Raw genomic sequence first — 20,136 nt, 5'->3', positions numbered from 1 at the left:
GCTTCCACCCTTTTTGCCCCAAATCTACCATAAACTTAACCTACTAATGCTATGGTGATTCAAATGTATGACACGGTTTTTCTCAACTCAAATAAATCAGATAAACTGCATATAAAGTCGATGAAAAACACAACTATTCTTTTTTAGTACGCTCGGGCGTCTTTTCCTTCGTAAAAATTCATGAAAGCTCGGTTCACTACGCGGTTTCCTCCATCTGTAGGATAATTTCCGGTAAAGTACCAGTCGCCCAGATTTTTAGGACAGGCTTTGTGTAAATTTTCAACGGTTTGGAAGATGATTTTAACCTCAGCTTTCACGGATTCTTCCGTTAGCATTTCGGCTATTTTATCGGAGATTTCCTGATCGGTGAATGGCGCGTAAATTTCTTTTACATAATTCACCACTTCGCTGTCGTTAAAATGTTCCTGCGCTTTTGATTTGGCATACACTTCATCTACAATATGATACAGATTGCGTTCCTTCAAAAGTTCCATTGCTGCTCGGAAAGCGACTAAACCTTCCAACTTCGCCATATCAATTCCGTAACAATCCGGATAACGAATTTGTGGCGCGGAAGACACAATCACCAATTTCTTCGGCTGCAATCGGTCTAACATTTTGATGATGCTCTGCTTAAGTGTTGTCCCGCGAACAATACTGTCATCAATGATAACCAGATTGTCGGTTGGTTGTACTACGCCGTAGGTTACATCGTAAACGTGCGCCACCATATCGTCACGACTGCTGTCTTCTGTGATAAACGTTCTTAGTTTTACGTCTTTAATCGCAATTTTTTCTGAACGTAATTTAACCGCTAAAATCTCCTGTAGTTTTTCAGCCGAAAGAGAATCTTTGTTGGCTAAAATGTCGTTGATTTTACGTTGGTTCAAAAAGTCGTTGGCCGCTTCCACCATCCCGTAGAATGAAGTTTCCGCCGTATTGGGAATATACGAAAACACCGTGTTGTCGGTATCCTGATTGACTGCTTCCAAAACCGAAGGCAAAATCAGTTTCCCTAATTCTTTTCTTTCTTTATAGATTTCCGCATCGCTCCCTCTGGAGAAATAAATGCGTTCGAATGAACATGCTTTCAATGGTAAAGCTTCGCGAACCTGCTCGTCAATTACGCGACCGTCTTTTTTGATGATGATAGCATGTCCAGGTGTAATTTCCTGAATTGCATCGAACGGTACATTGAAAACGGTTTGGATTACTGGACGTTCCGAAGCCACAACCACGATTTCATCATCCTGGTAGTAAAACGCCGGACGAATTCCTGCCGGATCACGGGTTACAAACGCATCGCCATGTCCTAACAATCCTGCCATCGCATATCCACCATCCCAGTTTTTGGAAGCTCTTCGGATGATTCTGCCTAAGTTTAATTTTTCAGCAATCACCGCGGAAGCATCTCTTTTGCTTAAACCGTCGTTTTTACATTCCTGGTACAAATCGGTTACTTCATCGTCTAAAAAATGACCAATTTTTTCCATTACGGTTACCGTATCTGCCATTTCTTTCGGATGTTGCCCTAATCGAACCAAATCCTCAAACAATTCTTTAACATTAGTCATGTTGAAGTTTCCGGCCACAATCAAATTGCGGTGCATCCAATTGTTCTGACGTAAAAACGGGTGTACGCTTTCAATGCTGTTTTTTCCGAAAGTTCCATAACGAACGTGGCCTAAAAACAATTCGCCGATGTACGGAATTTTGGCTTTTTGCATCGCCACATTATCCTGATATTCCGGATGATGCTCTAATTCTTCGTTGATTCTCTGATTGATTTGCGCAAAAATATCCTGAATCGGTTGCGATTGATTCGAACGAATTCTGCTGATATAGCGTTCTCCCGGTTCCACATCTAATTTGATACTTGCCAGACCGGCACCATCCTGACCACGGTTGTGCTGCTTTTCCATCAGCAAGTACATTTTCTGTACGCCGTAAAAAGCCGTACCGTACTTTTCCTTGTAGTATTCTAAAGGTTTTTTTAATCTTAAAAGGGCAATGCCACACTCGTGTTTTAAAGCGTCGCTCATAGTTGTTGTGTTGTTGTATTAAGTAAAAGAGCCCCGTTTCCGAGGCTCATAAGTATGCTTTAATTTTCTAAAGTGATGTCAAACTGGGTCAAGGATTTAAACTGTTGCAAACGTGTTGCTACTTCTTCCTTGCTTAAGTTTTCCATTCTTTCTGTTCCGAATTTTTCCACGCAAAACGAAGCCAAATTTGAACCGTAAATGATTGCGTTTTTCATATTGTCAAACGAAATATTTTCACTTTGAGTAATGTATCCTGCAAAACCTCCTGCGAAAGTATCTCCGGCTCCTGTTGGATCGAATACTTCCTCTAAAGGTAAAGCTGGTGCAAAGAAAACGTTCTTCTCGTTAAACAATAACGCTCCGTGTTCTCCTTTTTTAATTACCACATATTTAGGCCCCATCGTATGGATTTTAGCTGCTGCTTTTACCAACGAATATTCTCCTGATAACTGACGCGCTTCTTCATCATTAATGGTAATTACGTCTACACGTTTGATTACGTCTAACAATTCCGGTAATGCACAGTCCATCCAGAAATTCATGGTGTCTAAAACTACTAATTTCGGTTTTACTTCCATTTGGTCTAAAACGCTGCTTTGAACTAATGGGTGTAAGTTTCCTAACATCACCACATCCGAATTTTTGAAATCGGCTGGTACTTTCGGCTGAAAATCTGCCAAAACATTCAATTGGGTGTCTAAAGTATCTCTGGAATTCAAATCGTTGTGGTAACGACCGCTCCAGAAAAATGTTTTTCCGCCCTGAACCACTTCAAGACCGGAAACATCAATATTTTTGTTTTTTAATAAGTCGATATATTCTTGCGGGAAATCATCACCTACTACGGAAACAATTGCAGATTTTAAGTTGAAATGCGATGCAGAAAGACCAATATAGGTTCCTGCGCCTCCTAAAATTTTATCGGTTTTTCCGAATGGTGTTTCAATGGCGTCAAAAGCTACTGTCCCTACAATCAATAATTTATTCATAAAAGCTTCTTATTTTAGAAGCTGCAAATGTACGATTTTGTTTTGGTTCTCAAAAGCCTATTTTTTGTTAAGATTTTCGACTCGCTTTCGCAGTTCCCGAAACGATTCAAACGGTCCTTTGGTGACGACCATATTTACCATAAAAGCCGGCATACTTCCGCCTGGATTTCCATAAACTTGTTGTATCACCAGAGTTTGGTTTTCGCTAATTTTTTTGAGATACCAAAAACCTCTGAAGTTCTTTAATCGGAGAATTCCTTCTTTTTCCTTGACAATATTATTTGCCGGTAAAATGGTAATGGTCTGCTCGTTAGCTTTTTTCGTCAAAGTTACACGAGACACATGATCGCGATCTTGAACCGGCCAACCTAAATGATGTACCATGTAAAAAATCCAGCTGGTATCGGAAGTTTTTCGGATTAACTCACTGGTTCGGGTTTTGTAATTCCACTTTTGAAGGCTTTTGATGTCGAGGATTTGTTTGGCTACCGTATCAATATTAGCCTTTACCGTCATAACCGCGCGGTACTCTTTAAAAGGCGTTGTATCTAATTTGGTTAGGTAAATTTTGATACCCTCCTTGTCTATGGCTAATTCAGTTTTCGATTTTTTTTGAGCAGTCGAAAAAAGACTCACCAAAAACAGGAGTACAAGAAGTGTAAAATGAATTTTGGAGCCTTTCATCTCCTAAAGATAACAAAATCAAAACAATTGATCGGCTTCTTTTTCGTAAAAAGTATCGACAGAAAGTTCTTTTTGTCCGGAAGCCATTACGGCCAATTCATCACAACGTTCGTTCTGCGGATGATTGTTGTGGCCTTTAATCCATTTGAAATCGACCTGATGCTTGCGGTAAATTTTCAGGAAACGCATCCACAAATCGGGATTTTTTTTGCCTTTGTAACCGATTTTTTCCCAGCCGAACACCCAACCTTTCATGACGGAATCCACTACATATTTAGAATCAGAAACGACTAAAACTTTAGTATTGGGATTTTTAAGTTTTTCTAACCCGACAATCACTGCTAAAAGTTCCATTCTGTTATTCGTGGTCAGCCGAAACCCTTCGTAGAATTCTTTTCTATACGGTTTACCAACCCATTCCAAAATCACACCATAGCCGCCGGGACCAGGATTCCCTTTGGCAGCACCATCTGTATATATGTGAACTTCGTGGCTCAACTTAAAGTTTGAATTTAGAAATTAGAAATTTTAGAAATTAAGTCTTTTACTTTAATAGTGCTTCAATTACTAATGGAAAATGCTCATGCTCCAACTCGTGTATTTTCTGAGCAATTTCTTCGGGTGCTTTGCAATCTTCAATATTGACAGAAGCCTGAAAAATAATCGCCCCTTCGTCATAATGCTCATTAACATAATGAATGGTGATTCCGGTTTCTTTTTCCTTATTTTCTAAAACGGCTTTATGAACATTCATTCCATACATGCCTTTTCCTCCATATTTTGGAAGTAGCGCCGGATGGACATTAATAACCTTATCCGGATAGTGCGCAATAATGTCTTTCGGAAACATCAACAAAAAACCCGCCAATACAATTAAATCAGGCTGGATTGCATTGATTTTATTCAGAATCGTTCCGTCGTTAAGTTGTGATTTATCAAAAACAATTGCTTCAACATTCTGGTTTTCAGCACGCTCAATAACTTTGGCATGCGAATTGTTAGTCAATACCGCGACTACGGTTCTTTGACTTTTATTTTTGAAATGTAATATGATGTTCTCGGCATTGGAACCCGATCCGGAAGCAAAAATTACTATTTTTTTCATTTATCCTGTAATTTAAATTACCCAGTAAATAAGCAATTTCACAATGCAAAAAAAAGAATAATAAATGATATTAAATAGAAAATGGAAGTCTTTGTAAAATTATTTTTTTTAAATTCGTAGTCACATTTAGAAACAAAAACGTTGTTTTAAAATAAAGTTTTTTATTTTTGCCAACAAATTAAATTTAAAAATTAAAAATTATGTCAGACATTGCATCAAGAGTAAAGGCGATTATCGTAGACAAATTAGGTGTTGACGAAAACGAAGTTGTATCAGAAGCAAGCTTCACTAACGATTTAGGAGCTGACTCCTTAGACACTGTTGAGCTAATCATGGAATTCGAAAAAGAATTCGACATTCAAATTCCAGACGACCAAGCTGAGAACATCTCTACTGTTGGTCAGGCTATCTCTTACATCGAAGAAGCTAAAAAATAATAACATATAATTACATCCCATGTGTTCCAAGAATGCATGGGTGTTATTATTTTTAGTCCGTATCGATTAAAAGTTATACTACTGATTGGGAACAATCAAGAAAATAAAACTTAACTACCCATGTTTCCTTTACAGCATAAGAAAGAGTAACATGGGTATTATTTGTTTAAAGCAATTGTAAAAGACACATTTATGGCATTAAAGCGAGTTGTAGTAACAGGTTTAGGCGCATTAACCCCGATTGGCAATAATCTTCAGGAATACTGGGATGGATTGCTTAACGGGAAAAGTGGCGCTGCCCCAATCACATATTACGATACAGAAAAACATAAGACCAAATTTGCGTGCGAAGTAAAAAACTTCAACGTTGAAGATTATATGGATCGTAAAGAAGCTCGTCGTTTGGACAAATTCTCACAATATGCCATAGCCGCCAGTGACGAAGCCATCAAAGACGCCGGAATTACTGCTGAAAATGTAGACAAATACCGCGTTGGTGTTATCTGGGGAGCCGGAATTGGCGGATTAGAAACGTTCCAGGAAGAAGTAATGAGTTACGCCAAAGGTGACGGAACCCCGCGTTTCAATCCTTTCTTTATTCCAAAAATGATTGCTGATATTGCTCCAGGTCATATTTCGATGCGAAATGGATTTATGGGACCAAATTATACGACAGTTTCAGCTTGTGCTTCTTCGGCGAATGCGTTAGTTGACGCGTTTAACTACATTCGTTTGGGGATGTGTGATGTAATTGTTTCCGGAGGTTCAGAAGCAGCTGTTACCATTGCCGGAATGGGCGGATTCAACTCTATGCAGGCGCTTTCTACCCGTAATGAAAGTCCTGAAACCGCTTCAAGACCTTTTGACGCAACCCGTGACGGATTCGTTTTAGGAGAAGGAGCCGGTGCTTTGGTTTTAGAAGAATACGAACACGCAAAAGCGCGTGGTGCAAAAATATACTGTGAAGTTGGCGGTGGCGGATTATCATCTGATGCGTACCATTTAACCGCTCCACATCCGGAAGGAATTGGTGTAATTGCCGTAATGAAAAACTGTTTGAGAGATGCTGGGATGAATCCGGAAGACGTTGACCACATCAACACCCACGGAACTTCAACTCCTCTTGGTGATGTAGCCGAATTGAAAGCCATTAGCGCTGTTTTTGGAGATCACGCAAAAAACATCAATATCAATTCCACAAAATCGATGACGGGTCACTTGTTAGGGGCTGCCGGTGCTATTGAGGCGATTGCTTCAATTTTAGCCATGCAACACGGTATCGTTCCGCCAACCATCAATCATACTGTGGTGGATGAAAACATTGATCCGAGTTTAAACCTTACCTTAAACAAACCTCAAAAACGTGACGTTCGCGTGGCTATGAGTAATACTTTTGGTTTTGGCGGACACAATGCTTGTGTTTTATTCAAAAAAATGGATTCATAAGATAGTATGAAAAAAATCATCAAAAAAATATTTCAAAATTCCCGCTCTGTTGAAGACGGGATTTTTTTTGATGCGCTTCAGAAAATTCTTGGTTTTCAGCCAATTGATATTCAACATTACAAAACCGCTTTCACACATCGTTCCATGAACAGAATCGATGAAAAAGGCAATCCGTTAAACTACGAACGTTTAGAATTTTTAGGCGATGCGATGCTGGGTTCAGTTATTGCTGCACATTTATTTAATGAAGTTCCAACGGGTGATGAGGGCTATCTGACAAAAATGCGTTCCAAAATCGTAAGCCGCGATCATTTGAATGAATTGGGTAAAGATTTAAATCTCATCAAATACGTAGAAAGTAAAGTCTCTGCACAACATTTCGGGGAAAACATTCACGGTAATTTATTCGAAGCTTTTGTAGGTGCAATTTATTTAGATAAAGGGTATTCCTATTGCGAAAAATTTATCCACAAAAAAGTAATCAAACCCTACGTTGACATTCCGAAACTGGAAGGCAAAGTCATCAGTTATAAAAGTTTGGTGATTGAATGGTGTCAAAAAGAAAAAAAATCCTTCCATTACGATGTTTTTGAAGACAGCGGTAACGAAGGTGTCAAATATTTCGGTGTCAAATTAACCATCGATGGCAAAATTGTAGCCCGTGCCCGAGCCACTTCCAAGAAAAAAGCGGAAGAAAAAGCTTCGCAACGCGCCTATTTTGCTTTTCAGGAAAAAATCAGCACCAAAAACAACTAACTACAACAACCCGGTTACTAAATTATCGTTAACAACCAACACAGCTGTTTATTTCAATGTTTAATGTAGTATATTTACATAACAAAAACAGCAAATGGCTATCATCAAATTACAGATTGACGATTTCATTTCGGTTGATTATGAGCTAATCGCCATCCATTCTTCGTTGGAAGATTATCGGTTAGCCTATTTCATCAATCAGAAACTTGGGATTTCGTTTGAAAAAAGTGAAAAAGACATCGGCATCCAAATTCCGGAAGGCAAAAGTCATTTCACCCGATTTGTGTTTGATGACGAGGAAAATGAATTGTACTGGAATTTAATCCCAAACAAAACCAAAGTCATTTCCCGCCAAACCAAAGCTCCTTCACTTTTTGAAGCAACTGAGATGGAAGTTACTACCAATCTTTTTCTGCTTCCTGAAATGAAAAAAGTCGATTATCTGATTAAAATCGAACAGGTAGACGATTGGTTTGACACGGAAAAACTGGTGGACGAATTGCTCAGTATCAAACAAATTACCACAGCCTACAAACTGGAACAAAACAAACTAAAATCGAAAAATAATTTAATATTCTGATACAATGCCAACTAGAAAAAAGACGAAAATTGTAGCGACACTTGGCCCCGCAACCAGCACGAAAGAAATTCTTAAAGACATGATTGATGCTGGTGTAAATGTTTTTAGAATTAACTTTTCCCATGCCGATTATACCGATGTGCAGGAGCGCATCAACATGATTCGAGAACTGAATGAAGAATTTGGTTATACCACATCGATTTTGGCTGATTTACAAGGTCCGAAATTGCGTGTAGGTGTTATGAAAGAAGATGTGGTGGTAAGCAAAGGCGACAAAATTACCTTTACCACCAAAGAAGATATTTTGGGAACAGCCGAAAAGGTTTACATGAACTACAAGGAATTTCCGAAAGATGTAAACCCAGGCGAGCGTATTTTGTTAGACGATGGAAAACTAATCTTTGAAGTCGTTAAAACCGATAAAAAAACGGAAGTGCAAGCGGTTGTAATTCAAGGCGGTCCTTTAAAATCGAAAAAAGGAGTAAACCTTCCGAACACCAAAGTTTCGCTTCCTGCTTTAACGGAAAAAGATATTCGTGATGCGCATTTTGCCATTAAGGCTGATGTAGATTGGATTGCGTTATCCTTTGTAAGAACGCCGGAAGACTTGAAAGACTTGCGTGATTTAATTGCTGCGAATTCCGATCATAAAATTCCGGTTATCGCCAAAATTGAAAAACCGGAAGCGGTTGCTAACATCGATAAATTAGTAGCGTATTGCGACGGATTGATGGTGGCTCGCGGTGATTTAGGAGTGGAAATTCCTGCGGAAGAAGTGCCTTTGATTCAAAAGAAACTGGTTCACAGAGCTAAAACAGCGAGGATTCCTGTAATTATTGCGACACAAATGATGGAAACCATGATTACCAGTTTAACTCCAACCCGTGCAGAAGTAAACGACGTTGCGAATTCTGTGATGGATGGTGCTGATGCGGTGATGCTTTCCGGAGAAACTTCCGTGGGTAATTATCCGGTTCAGGTAATTGAAACGATGACCAAAATTATCGAAAGTGTGGAAGATTCCCCATTAATTCAGGTGCCGCAAAACCAACCTCAAATTAAAACGAATCGTTATATCACCAAAAACATTTGTTATCACGGAGCGACTTTAGCCAACGACATCAATGCTAAAGCAATTACAACCTTAACAAACAGCGGTTATACGGCATTTCAGGTTTCAGCTTGGCGTCCGCATGCGCATGTTTTGGTTTTCACTTCTAACAAACGAATTTTAACGCAGTTGAATTTACTTTGGGGTGTTCATGCCTTTTTATACGACAAATTTGTAAGTACCGATGACACCATCGACGACATCAATGCCATTTGTAAAGCAAAAGGATTTGTAAAAGACGGCGACTTATTGGTAAATTTAGCTGCCATGCCAGTTACTGCTAAAGGAATGGTCAATACACTTCGCATTTCTGAAATCGAATAATTGAAGCATAAATAATTATAAATCCGTTGGTTTTGCTGACGGATTTTTTTTGCTTAAAAGTCAAACTTCAACTGAACAACAACTGCTTTTTTGGCTTCCGTATTCAGATTGTGCAGCGAAATTCCGAGTAACCGTACCGATTCCTTCAACCGCTCCTGATACAACAATTCTTTTGCTGTTTCCTGAATCAGACTTTTATCAGATATAAAATACGGCAACGTTTTGCTTCGGGTTTGCAGTGTAAAATCCGAATATTTAATTTTCAGGGTTACTGTTTTTCCGGCAATTTTGCTTTTCTGTAAACGCTTTTCTAATTCCTTAGCAATGTTTTCCAAGCGCTCTTCCATGTATACCTCGGAAGATAAATTGGTGGAAAAGGTTCGTTCGGCTCCAACCGATTTAAGAGTTCTGTTTGGTTTTACCTGACTAAAACTGATGCCTCGTGCCAGATTGTAAAACGATTTTCCGCTATTTCCGAAATGTTCCTCTAAATATTCAATCGATTTGGATTTCAAATCGGCTCCTGTAAAAATTCCAAGCTGATACATTTTCTCGGCCGTCACTTTCCCGACACCATAAAACTTTTTAATATCGAGTGCTTCCAAAAATGCTTCGACTTCATCCGGATTGACGGTTTTTTGCCCGTTCGGTTTGTTGTAATCGGAAGCTATTTTAGCCACAAATTTATTGACTGAAATTCCCGCAGAAGCTGTCAGACCGACTTCTTCAAAAATGCGCTTGCGAATTTCCTGAGCAATCAATGTAGCACTTGGAATTCCTTTTTTATTCTCGGTTACATCAAGATAAGCTTCGTCGAGAGAAAGCGGTTCGACCAAATCGGTGTAGTCTAAAAAGATCTTTCGGATTTTCTTGGAGATTTCTTTATAACGGTCAAAACGCGGTCGGACAAAGATTAATTCCGGACATAATTTCTTGGCTGTATAGCCGCTCATCGCACTTCGAACACCAAACTTACGCGCCTCATAGCTTGCTGCTGAAACGACACCACGCACTTCGCTTCCACCTACCGCCAATGGCTTTCCTTTGAGTTCCGGATTGTCCATTTGTTCTACGGAAGCATAAAAAGCATCCATATCGACGTGTATGATTTTCCGCAATTTGGCAATCGGTTCCATTGCTTAAAATTACTTCACTTTTACGGGAAAGAAAAATGCCGACGGATTTCTTTTGAAATAACGCCAAATCGCTTTATTCAAAAACCGAATTTCTGTTAGTGGAATATTTCGGGAACGCAACGCCAAGCCTAAAGACAAGGAAAAACTCACGGCAAAATTGACAAATCCGATAACGGCAACGCCTAAAATTCCCCAAAACAGCATCCAGGTGGTCACGGTAAAATGAGCACCGTAAAGTCCTAAGGCTAAGTTACCACTCACGAAAGTAATGTGTCGGATATCGAGATTCAAACCTAAAAAAGCGCCAACAGAAGCTGTACTTCCCATAAAAACCCCAAACCAAAAGTTGGATATCACGCCAGCCCAATTGTTTTCAATCCATTTGGCAAAATTTCGTGTTTTCTCAATACCAAAGGTGATTTTTAAAAACGGATGTTCCTGAATTCGGTAATAGACTTGCTGGTGCTTGTTACGGTTGGAAACACTGCCCGAAATAATTCCGGAAAGAAACAAAAACACACCGGCAATCGCGGCATGAAAAATGGCCGGAGAATCTACGGGGCTGGCATCAGTAAGCAATTTGTTCCACTTTGTTTCGGCGATATTGCTGTGAAAGGTGAGGTCAATCAACCAAATTCCAACTAATGAAACAGGAAAAGCCACAATCACATTCCCAACAAAAGCAATGAACTGAGAACGGAAAAGCCGTGCGAATAGATGTGCGAACGAACTGTGTTTTTCGCCATTCTTATTGGGTTTTTTCATACCGTTTTCCAGGGCTTTGGCTATCGTGGTAGCAGTCATCGCCGGCTGCTTGGTGGCTAAGGCAAATCCCATTAAAAAGATGGTGATAAACCCTAAAGCGTAATTCATACTGTATAGAAAAGCATGGCCGAAATAACTGGTTTCAATTTTTCCTAAGAGTACTTTCAGGATACACAAAATCCCTACAACCAAACCCGCTCCCATCGCTGCTTTAAGCATTTGAAAATACTCGCGGCCGGTTTCGGTAATATAATGCTCTCCGGTTCTGGCAGTGTGTTGGGTGATTTCGTACGATAACAACTGCGTACTTTCATTAATCAGTTTACCAACATTATTTTTAAAACAATTGTACTTAATTAGTTTCAGACCGAGTTGAATAGTATTTTCAATTTTATCAACTTCCTGATTGACAATCAAGAGCGGCATCAATATTTTTAAACGGTACAACTGCTGACGAATACGCAACAAACTTTGGTTCACTTTCAGGGAAATTCCGTATTTAGAACTGTTCCCGAAGGCTTTCTCGACATAATCCTCGCATTGCTTATGAAGAATAATAAATTGTTTGTAATGCTGATTGTCACCCGTTATAAAGTGGGATTGTCTGATTTCCTGTTCAATATGAAGAAATTCCTTTTCCATTGCTACAAACGGACTATCAAAGGCATCGTATTCCGGCACCATTTTAATCACACCGTTTTCCATAGCGCGACCACTCATCCGTTGGGAGAGTAAGCCCATCGCATTGAGAATTTCGGATAAAGGTGAAAGTTCTTTAGAAGAATTAAATATATCGGAATAGGTAAGCAAGTGCAGCAATCGGTACAATTCTTCTTTCGGAATTTTATTCACCCAAACAGTATCGGTATCCATGAAAAAAACCTGATTCAAAACGTATTCCAAGGTTTCACGTTCCGGCTGATAGGGCAATACTTTAGCAAACAATCGCTTCCTTACTTCGTAAATAAAGTCTGAATCTTGCAAAATACCAGCATCCGACAACAATCTATTGAATTTACGGTTGGTAAAAATCTGACGGATGTATTGGATAAAAACACCTTTCTCGATTGGATTTTCGGCTAAAAAAATCAGCAGTTCCTGAATCGAAACATTGGCGTCTTTCGGCTTGGAAGGTCGGAAATACTGAGCCAGATGTACCAAAAAATCTAAATCTCCGGAAGCCGAATACCGTCCGTCACCAAAGTGCTGAAGAAAGAGATTTTCTATACTATTCGTGGTTTTTTTCCGCCTTGCTAAATTCATAAATTACATATCGTGTAGTAGTACTCTGTAAAAATACGATTTGGGGTTTTTATTTTTCTTAACTTGCTCCTAATTTATGTTAATTTTTTTTCAAAATGCAGGAAATAGAACGCAAATTTCTGGTTATCAATGCGGATTTTAAATCGCAAGCCATTCGTCAGACACGAATTGTTCAGGGGTACTTAAACACCAACCCCGAACGAACCGTACGCATTAGAATAAAAGGCGACCAAGGTTTTCTGACCATCAAAGGAAAAAGTAATGAAACCGGCGCTTCCCGTTTTGAGTGGGAAAAAGAAATCTCTCTAACAGAAGCTGAGCACTTATTACCTCTTTGCGAAAAAGGAAGCATCGACAAAATCCGATATGAGATTCCGGTGGGAAAACACATTTACGAAGTGGATGTTTTTGATGGCGAAAACAAAGGCTTAATTGTTGCCGAAATCGAGTTATCTGACGAAAACGAAACCTTTGAAAAACCTTCTTGGTTGGGCACTGAAGTTACCGTCGACGAGCGGTATTATAATGCGTATTTGAGTAAAAGCCCATTCTTAACCTGGTAAATTCTTTTTCAAAATGAAAAGCAAAGTTGTCCTAATTCTTATTCTGTTTTGGTTGCTTCCGTCTCAATCTTTTTCACAAGAAAAGAAACCAACGATTAGTGGCGTAACAATTGGCAAGAAAACAGAAACCGACACGCTGATTACTGTGAACAGCACTTTTTTATTGCTCGGTACTTTAAACGATTATATCAGTCATAATTATGTGACAAAGGGAAATCAGTTTGATCGGTATTATCCGCACGAAAAAACACTGATGCGATATGTTGACAGTATCGCAAAAAAAGATTTCGGAATACAACTCAAGGAAGAAAAAAACTGTTTTATTTCTGAGGAATTGGCATCGAAAATGAATGCTTTTTATGATGAAAACACCTTAAAAAAATCACTTTTCGATTCTAAAGAGAAAAAAATGTCCTTCCTTTTAGGAGTTTACCTTCGCAATGGTGAAAAAATAAATGATGCTGTTTATAAAATTCAACTTGCCAATTCGCCTAAAAACGAAAATGTATATGAAATTTTAAAGCAATTAGGATGTAAGCGAATTTTCTTCAAACGATTGGACAACATTCCAACGCAATACATTTTATACTTTGAAGCTACTAAATTAATAGCTAATCACTTCAAAACAGTCGACAAAGAAGTACAAACGTTATTCGATGCTAAGATTGAGTCTTTTCGGTCTTCAGAAAATTTAAAAAAGGCGTATCAAGAAGATGCTACAAAAGAACATGCTAAAATTATCGAGATGTTCAAGTAATTCGTTTTACTGTTCTTTTACAATATCTAAATCCACATTCAAGAAACCCCTGCCTTTGGCGTGGGTAATGTCTGTAAAGGCTTTTTTGGACAAATCGATTTCACGTCCGCGTGTGAAAGGACCACGATCGGTAATGGTTACAACAACAGATTTTTTATTAATCGGATTAGTGACTCTAACTTTGGTTCCGAATGGCAATTTTTTATGCGCTGCTGTTAATTTGGAATTGTCAAAACGTTTGCCGCTTGCCGTTTTTCTTCCGTTGAATTTATCGTGGTAATACGACGCGTGAACTGCTTTTTTGAAAGGTTTAAACTTCGGTTGTAACGCTAAAGAGTCCGGTATTATCGTATCTTGTACTTGGGTCAATACCTCAGCACGGGCAACTTGAATTTTATCACTGGTAAAACTACTGGCAAAAAATACCGCTAAGAATAGTAAAAAGATTGGAGCTATAACTTTATTCATAATTGCTATTTTGTCGATTTTCTTACAATAAACATGCCACAGACAAAAAATGCCCGGATAAAGGGCATTCTAAATTTTTAATTGAACCAGTTCGTCCAAGGTATTCTACTTAAAATTAAAAGCAATCCAGCCATATATAAAAAGGCTATTTTTTTGAATTTTCCTAAATCAGTAGTCTCTTTTTTATGTTTTGACCATCCGATAGTAATTAGTGCAATGGCCAAAATGTTCATGATAGGATGCTCCAAAGACGTTAAACGTGCTTCGGTTTCCATATTCCCTAAAAGATTAAATCCTAAAGGCGAAACGAAATAAGTTACAAAACCAAGCAAAAGCTGCAAGTGACAGAATATTAACGCGAACAACGCTATCATTCGGTCTTTCTTTTCGAAAACCTTTTTCCCTAAAAAACCTGCAAAAGAATTGATTACTGCAATTACAAGAACTAACAAGGCCAAATAAGCGATTCCAGAATGTGCTTTTTGAATAATTTCGTACATAATTTTGGTTTTGATGAATAACAAATATATTGAAATTAAAATAAAAAACCCGCTAATTGTGAATTAACGGGTTTTGAAAATTTATTGTTTCATTATTTTGAAGTTGACTATTTGTCCTTCTGTCTTCATTTTAAAGAAGTAAGCTCCTGTGGCGAAGGAAGAAAGATCAACATTCGTTGTCAAATTATTCACTTTGGTGTCGTACAGTAATCGTCCTTCTACATTGTACACCTTAATTTCTTCAATCATTCCTTTGGATTGTACCGTCACCAAACCATTGGTTGGATTCGGATAATACGAATAGTCGATATAGTTGTTCTCTCCTAAACCTAAGGTTGTGATACAACTGGTTGACGCTTCCCACCCTGCAGCTGTTACACCACCATCTGAAAAGAAACGGATGGTTAAGGCTCCGTCTGCAGCTGTAGACTCGAATGGCCCTGGGATAACAAAACCGGTATATCCGTTTGGATTAAATGATGTTGCAGCTGTGCTCGATCCATCATAAACAAAGAAATAATCATAATTATTCTCTAAATTAAAACTAGTGAATTCTAAACGGATTTTATTATTAGACAAATTAGGAATTAAAGTGCGAACAAAACTCTGATTGTCACCATACTCTCCTGTTGCGCCACCAGTATCTGTTAAAGTAATATTATTACAATAGTCCGCAGCTGTCAAGAATATATATTCACGAGTCATTGGAATAAGACTCCCGCAGTTAGGCCTCACTCTGAATCTATAATATGTGTTAGGTGTCAATCCTGTTTCTGTATAACTGTTTGTAGAAACACTTGTCCAACCTGGCGTGTTATTTGTCATTGGCAAAATATCTACCTGCCACGCATCTTCCGATGTTATATCTGTCCATGTTACGGTTACAGTTGATGTTCCAACATTGAAACCTGCATTAATATCCGACACACCATTGATACAAGTATTAACACAATCTGTACTTAAACAACCTCTACCATTAACAAAATTAATGATCGCATTTGCTGGTTGTGTTCCAAATCCATTATTAAAACTAATCCCGACACCACTTACCAAATGACAATAACTCATGATTGTTCCTTTTGTAGAAGAAGAAGGTATCGTTGGCGGAGTTGTCATACAGGAATACCCCTCTGATGTTGGCCCTATAGCTTGTGGTGCACAATTATCAATTGCTGTATTGTTACCATTCCACGCACAGGCATGCGTATGACGCGAACCTAAATTATGCCCAAATTCATGTGTAACCACCTGTATTGTCCAAGAATACGTAGGAACTGTAGAGTAGCTTAAATTTACATCGGAATACACATAGTTGTTGGTACTACAAAGTTGTCCTATCCCCATAGATACACCACCTAAACCGCCTGCGTCAATTCCTACTAACTGCCCAACATCTCCATCAAAAACCGGTCGAACCTCTTTAAATTTATAAAGATAATCCCCAGAACTTGTACCTATTCCCTCATAAGGATCTTGTGCCGTCCAAATGTAAGTTGACTTTAACGACACTGTAATTCCACTGTTATTATACAAGGTTTGCATGTTATTGAAAACCGATGTCATCCAGTTTAAGGTCGTGGTGGTATTACTTCCGTTAGCTACAAACAAATTATTATCTATTTCAAAATACGTTGTCACACATTTTAAACTTTGAGTCGATCTGCTTGCTTCAGCTATTTGCTTTTCAAATTCTTTACTTACTTCATCTGATGTATGACATTCGGCATCGTTAGCAACAAGCATTTTCTGGTCTTCGTAAATAATGTAATCCGAAGTATTTCCAGCCTTATCTATTTTACCAATCACTAAATTACTCAAAGCCGAACTTGAAATCACAGCATTCAATTCGTTGTTAAAAAAGTTGAATGATACTAATGAATTTGAATCTCCTTCGATGATTCCTTTGTAATATAAGCCTGGTGTGTAGCTGATATTTTTTTGTTTGTCAGTATCTGCGTGAAATCCTTCAGCAAAGATTGTTGCCCTGAAAAGCAATACGGTAAGGGTCTGATTACGATATGGAATGTTAACCTTAAGGGTTTCTTTCGGATTATTGATCAATCCATTAACTGTCGTAAAATCGATTGTTGCAATTTGTGCATCTGAAACCGTTTTACGAATAGCTTCACTAGGCTGCTCTGACTTTACTTGTAGAGGTGTGATTGTTGCAAAATCTGCTTTGGAATCTTTCAATTCTTGTATTCTTTGGGCAATTTTATTTTGTCCAAAGACGCAAACACAACAAAAAAGAGCAAAAATTTGGGTTAATTTTTTCATTTTCAGTTAGTTTTAGTTGTTGCCAAAAATAACTTTTTTTTAAAAAAATTAACCCTTTTTTAAAGAAAATATCGTTTTTCTTTCTTTTTTATATGTTTTTCAGATCTTTAATAACTTTAAAGGCCAAATCCACTTGTTCTTCACTTACAATGATCGTAAATTCGAAATTTGTAGAAATCACTTCACAGATATTGATACCTTCCCAAGCCAAACGTTGGAAAACATAATAAAACAATCCCGGAACTCCCACGTTATCTTTTGGTAATTTAACCGTTACGGAAGCCAGTTTATCCACATTTTGCAGCCATTTTTCATCTTCAAAATGCTTTTCCATTAAATGACTAACCGAATCACTCACGATGATATTCGTTTCATTCACGCCTCGGGATGATGTATAAAACACATCCGGATAGCTACTGATTTCTGAAATAAAATCCGCTTGACGACTCAATACTCGAGGGTTAATGGTGAAATTGTAATCCACTAATGAAGAACGAACGGTAATTTCTCCCAAGTTTTTTAATACTCGCTCTACCTTATGGTTCAATTTAAATTCAAGCTCTTCCGACAGACGTTTTAAAGCCATTACGATAGCACCTTGCTTTACCTCTTTATCCATTTCCTGCTCCAATTCCGCCTGCATTACGCGAGCTAAAGAAGTTAGATTAACAATCCCTAAAGAAAGTCCATTAAGCAAGAAAGGCTTGTTTTTAATATAGTTTTCAACTACCGAAGAAATAGTTTTCATGGAAAAATGGTTTAATCTGTTGTGTTTAAAAAATTTTGGCAATATACAATTAAAAACAATTTGTTAAAGTTATAACAATGTTAAAAGTAATAAAATGCATCTTCAAGATGCTCAATTTGCAAATTGGTTGCGTCTTTGGTTATGGCAATAATATCAAAACGGATACTGTTTTCAATGTTTTTTAAACTAACATATTCATTAACAGCCTTTAACAATAATTGAATTTTTTTAGGATTTACAAAATTTTGTGGATCTCCAAACACTGCTGAAGTTCTGGTTTTCACTTCAACAACAATTAACTTATCACTTTTTTGAGCAATGATATCAATCTCGGCTTTTTGAAACACCCAATTCCTTTCTAAAACCACATATCCTTTATCCTGAAGAAAAGCAACAGCTACATCTTCTCCTTCTTTTCCCAAATCGTTATGCGAAGCCATTATAAAAACTTCAAAACGATTTTATCATTGTTTACTTCATATTCTACTTCTTTTCCTAAAAGCAATGTTCGATTGTCTTTTTGATGACCAGATGGGAAATAAAAACAGACCGGAATATTGTATTCTTTAGCAATTTCAGTGATGATGGCCACTTCATTCTGCCCAAACGGAATTTCATTATCGTGCATGTCCGTCATACTTCCGACGATTAATCCTTTCAAATTTTCAAAATAACCATTGCGCTTCAGGTTCTGCATCATTCGGTCGATGTGGTACAGATATTCATCCAAATCTTCAATGAAAAGAATTTTTCCTTTGGTATCCAAGGACGATTTTGAACCTAACAAACTATATAAGATAGAAAGATTTCCCCCAACTAATTGCCCTTTCGTTTTACCCTTAATCTCATAACCTCGAGTTTCAACTTCGTAAGTTAAATTTTCACCAAACAATGCTTTTCGCAAGGTTTCCTTCACTTCTTCCGGTGCTTTTGGAACGGTAAACGGCATAATCGAATGCAAACTCGCAACCCCTAAGGTATTCAAATGACTGTGCAATACGGTTACGTCGCTAAAACCCATAATCCATTTTGGATGCTTTTTAAATTTTGTAAAATCCAGACTGTCAATAATCCGAACGGTTCCGTAGCCGCCACGCGCACACCAAATGGCTTTGATATTGTCATCATCGAGCATGTCTTGCAAATCGGCAGCGCGTTCCTTATCGGTTCCTCCTAACTGACAACTGTCTAACCCGATAGTTTTTCCTAATTTGGCTTTCAAACCCCAGGATTCAAGCAATTCTATGGCTGGTTTAGCATCTTCAGGGAAAAATTTTCTAGCGGTACAAACAATGGCTACCGTATCGCCTTTTTTTAAATAGGGTGGAATTTTCATGCGTTTTTGAGAATATCCTTCAAAGCTAACTATAATTACCATAGCTGCCAATACCATTTTTAAAAATGAAATCCTCTTTCGCATAGAATGAATAACTTACTGCACTTAAAGTTAGAACTTTATTTTAACTTTTTTAATAACCAATAAGAAGAAACTAATTCCTATTTTTGGAAAAAATCAGACACACAATGAAAAAAATACTATTTCTTGCTGCTTTAACAGCTTTTGTATCTTGTCAAAAAGAAAATAAAGCTTCCGATAAAATCGATGCCAAAAAATCGGATAGTGTTACGGCTGCTGTTGCCTCATCATATGAAGCTCAGTTAAAAAGCATGGCAGCTCCGGCGCAAATCAATCCGATGGCGAATACAACAACTGTTCAACCTAACACTAACGCTTCAACTGCTTCAGTTCCGGCCACCAAACCTGGCATGAATCCACCACACAGACAACCCGGACACCGTTGTGATATTGCGGTTGGCGCACCACTAAATAGCAAACCAGCAGCTCCAAGCAACACGCAATCCATCAAAATGACTCCAGCTCCAGCTACCACTAATGGTCAAGTACAAAATATTACAGCCCCAAGCAGTGTTCCGTCGCTTCTACAGCCAAACACGGAAGCTCCTAAAGCGGTTCCGCAAAAAACATTAGAGGGCTGGCAAGGTAAAGCCAATCCGGCTCACGGACAGGAAGGCCACCGCTGCGATGTTAAAGTAGGCGATCCGTTACCATAAAAAAAACACAACCACCTAAAAAGGTGGTTTTTTTATACCTTTAAGAACGGATTATTCCTCTTACTTATAAAAGGTTGCGAATTGTTATGTATTTTTGCACTCAAATTGAAAA

The 20,136-nt window shown here is 38.2% G+C and carries 21 protein-coding genes; 8 read left to right on the top strand and 13 right to left on the bottom strand.

Features of this window, described 5'->3' with window-relative positions:
* Positions 1-143 precede the first annotated feature (143 nt).
* From RUH60_RS05525 to purN, 5 genes are read right to left on the bottom strand one after another with little or no spacing between them, the layout of a single operon-like run.
* Entirely contained in the window at positions 144-2,042 is a 1,899-nt protein-coding gene (locus RUH60_RS05525; RefSeq protein WP_313806241.1) for an amidophosphoribosyltransferase, read from the bottom strand.
* 59 nt (positions 2,043-2,101) lie between these two features.
* The gene (locus RUH60_RS05520) at positions 2,102-3,031 is read right to left on the bottom strand and encodes a PfkB family carbohydrate kinase (protein ID WP_313806239.1); all 930 of its coding nucleotides are present in this window, start codon (positions 3,029-3,031) and stop codon (positions 2,102-2,104) included.
* A gap of 57 nt (positions 3,032-3,088) precedes the next feature.
* Entirely contained in the window at positions 3,089-3,715 is a 627-nt protein-coding gene (locus tag RUH60_RS05515; protein WP_313806237.1) for an START domain-containing protein, read from the bottom strand.
* Between the two features lie 18 nt (positions 3,716-3,733).
* The gene (gene rnhA / locus RUH60_RS05510; RefSeq protein ID WP_313806235.1) at positions 3,734-4,213 is read right to left on the bottom strand and encodes a ribonuclease HI; all 480 of its coding nucleotides are present in this window, start codon (positions 4,211-4,213) and stop codon (positions 3,734-3,736) included.
* Between the two features lie 46 nt (positions 4,214-4,259).
* Positions 4,260-4,820, bottom strand: coding sequence for a phosphoribosylglycinamide formyltransferase (purN, locus tag RUH60_RS05505; RefSeq protein WP_313806233.1), 561 nt, complete (start codon positions 4,818-4,820; stop codon positions 4,260-4,262).
* 200 nt (positions 4,821-5,020) lie between these two features.
* On the opposite strand from purN, the gene RUH60_RS05500 reads away from it, so the two are divergent.
* The 5 genes from RUH60_RS05500 (at position 5,021) to pyk (ending at position 9,474) form a co-directional block, all read left to right on the top strand.
* Positions 5,021-5,257 carry an acyl carrier protein gene (locus tag RUH60_RS05500; protein ID WP_026980165.1) on the top strand — a complete coding sequence of 79 codons (237 nt, stop codon included), beginning with the start codon at positions 5,021-5,023 and terminating at the stop codon, positions 5,255-5,257.
* A 192-nt stretch (positions 5,258-5,449) separates the two neighbouring features.
* On the top strand, positions 5,450-6,703 hold the full coding sequence (gene fabF, locus RUH60_RS05495) for a beta-ketoacyl-ACP synthase II (RefSeq protein ID WP_313806225.1): 1,254 nt from the start codon (positions 5,450-5,452) through the stop codon (positions 6,701-6,703).
* Positions 6,704-6,709: 6 nt separating this feature from the next.
* Complete coding sequence (gene rnc, locus RUH60_RS05490; protein ID WP_313806224.1) at positions 6,710-7,459, top strand: ribonuclease III; 750 nt, start codon at positions 6,710-6,712, stop codon at positions 7,457-7,459.
* A 94-nt stretch (positions 7,460-7,553) separates the two neighbouring features.
* A complete protein-coding gene (locus tag RUH60_RS05485; protein WP_313806222.1) occupies positions 7,554-8,039 on the top strand; it encodes an IPExxxVDY family protein in 486 nt (161 codons plus the stop codon).
* Between the two features lie 4 nt (positions 8,040-8,043).
* Positions 8,044-9,474 (top strand): pyruvate kinase, encoded by a 1,431-nt coding sequence (gene pyk / locus RUH60_RS05480; RefSeq protein WP_313806220.1) that lies wholly within the window; start codon positions 8,044-8,046, stop codon positions 9,472-9,474.
* A gap of 53 nt (positions 9,475-9,527) precedes the next feature.
* Here the strand turns inward: pyk and dinB are convergent, their stop codons facing one another.
* Together dinB and RUH60_RS05470 are read right to left on the bottom strand one after the other, a co-directional pair.
* Entirely contained in the window at positions 9,528-10,610 is a 1,083-nt protein-coding gene (gene dinB, locus RUH60_RS05475) for a DNA polymerase IV (protein WP_313806219.1), read from the bottom strand.
* Between the two features lie 9 nt (positions 10,611-10,619).
* Positions 10,620-12,638, bottom strand: coding sequence for a recombinase (locus RUH60_RS05470; protein ID WP_313806218.1), 2,019 nt, complete (start codon positions 12,636-12,638; stop codon positions 10,620-10,622).
* Between the two features lie 95 nt (positions 12,639-12,733).
* Between RUH60_RS05470 and RUH60_RS05465 the strand changes: the two genes are divergently transcribed.
* On the top strand, positions 12,734-13,201 hold the full coding sequence (locus tag RUH60_RS05465; RefSeq protein ID WP_313806216.1) for a CYTH domain-containing protein: 468 nt from the start codon (positions 12,734-12,736) through the stop codon (positions 13,199-13,201).
* A 13-nt stretch (positions 13,202-13,214) separates the two neighbouring features.
* The gene (locus tag RUH60_RS05460) at positions 13,215-13,958 is read left to right on the top strand and encodes a hypothetical protein (protein WP_313806214.1); all 744 of its coding nucleotides are present in this window, start codon (positions 13,215-13,217) and stop codon (positions 13,956-13,958) included.
* Positions 13,959-13,964: 6 nt separating this feature from the next.
* On the opposite strand, the gene RUH60_RS05455 is transcribed toward RUH60_RS05460, so the two are convergent.
* The 6 genes from RUH60_RS05455 to RUH60_RS05430 form a co-directional block, all read right to left on the bottom strand.
* Complete coding sequence (locus tag RUH60_RS05455; protein WP_313806212.1) at positions 13,965-14,426, bottom strand: septal ring lytic transglycosylase RlpA family protein; 462 nt, start codon at positions 14,424-14,426, stop codon at positions 13,965-13,967.
* A 77-nt stretch (positions 14,427-14,503) separates the two neighbouring features.
* Entirely contained in the window at positions 14,504-14,926 is a 423-nt protein-coding gene (locus tag RUH60_RS05450; protein ID WP_313806210.1) for a hypothetical protein, read from the bottom strand.
* A gap of 81 nt (positions 14,927-15,007) precedes the next feature.
* Complete coding sequence (locus RUH60_RS05445; RefSeq protein WP_313806208.1) at positions 15,008-17,203, bottom strand: M12 family metallo-peptidase; 2,196 nt, start codon at positions 17,201-17,203, stop codon at positions 15,008-15,010.
* 88 nt (positions 17,204-17,291) lie between these two features.
* Entirely contained in the window at positions 17,292-17,951 is a 660-nt protein-coding gene (locus RUH60_RS05440) for an aspartate kinase (protein WP_313806207.1), read from the bottom strand.
* An 80-nt stretch (positions 17,952-18,031) separates the two neighbouring features.
* The gene (locus RUH60_RS05435; RefSeq protein WP_313806205.1) at positions 18,032-18,391 is read right to left on the bottom strand and encodes a YraN family protein; all 360 of its coding nucleotides are present in this window, start codon (positions 18,389-18,391) and stop codon (positions 18,032-18,034) included.
* On the bottom strand, positions 18,391-19,329 hold the full coding sequence (locus RUH60_RS05430) for an LD-carboxypeptidase (RefSeq protein ID WP_409559654.1): 939 nt from the start codon (positions 19,327-19,329) through the stop codon (positions 18,391-18,393). The genes RUH60_RS05435 and RUH60_RS05430 overlap by 1 nt, the downstream gene beginning before the upstream one ends.
* A 146-nt stretch (positions 19,330-19,475) precedes the next feature.
* Between RUH60_RS05430 and RUH60_RS05425 the strand changes: the two genes are divergently transcribed.
* Positions 19,476-20,024, top strand: a complete 549-nt coding sequence (locus RUH60_RS05425) for a hypothetical protein (RefSeq protein WP_313806204.1) — start codon at positions 19,476-19,478, stop codon at positions 20,022-20,024.
* The last annotated feature ends 112 nt before the right edge of the window (positions 20,025-20,136 follow it).

This window comes from Flavobacterium sp. (genome assembly GCF_032153895.1).
Taxonomy (GTDB): domain Bacteria; phylum Bacteroidota; class Bacteroidia; order Flavobacteriales; family Flavobacteriaceae; genus Flavobacterium.
Note: the sequence above shows the minus strand (reverse complement) of the source record. Positions and strands in the feature narration are given on the sequence as shown.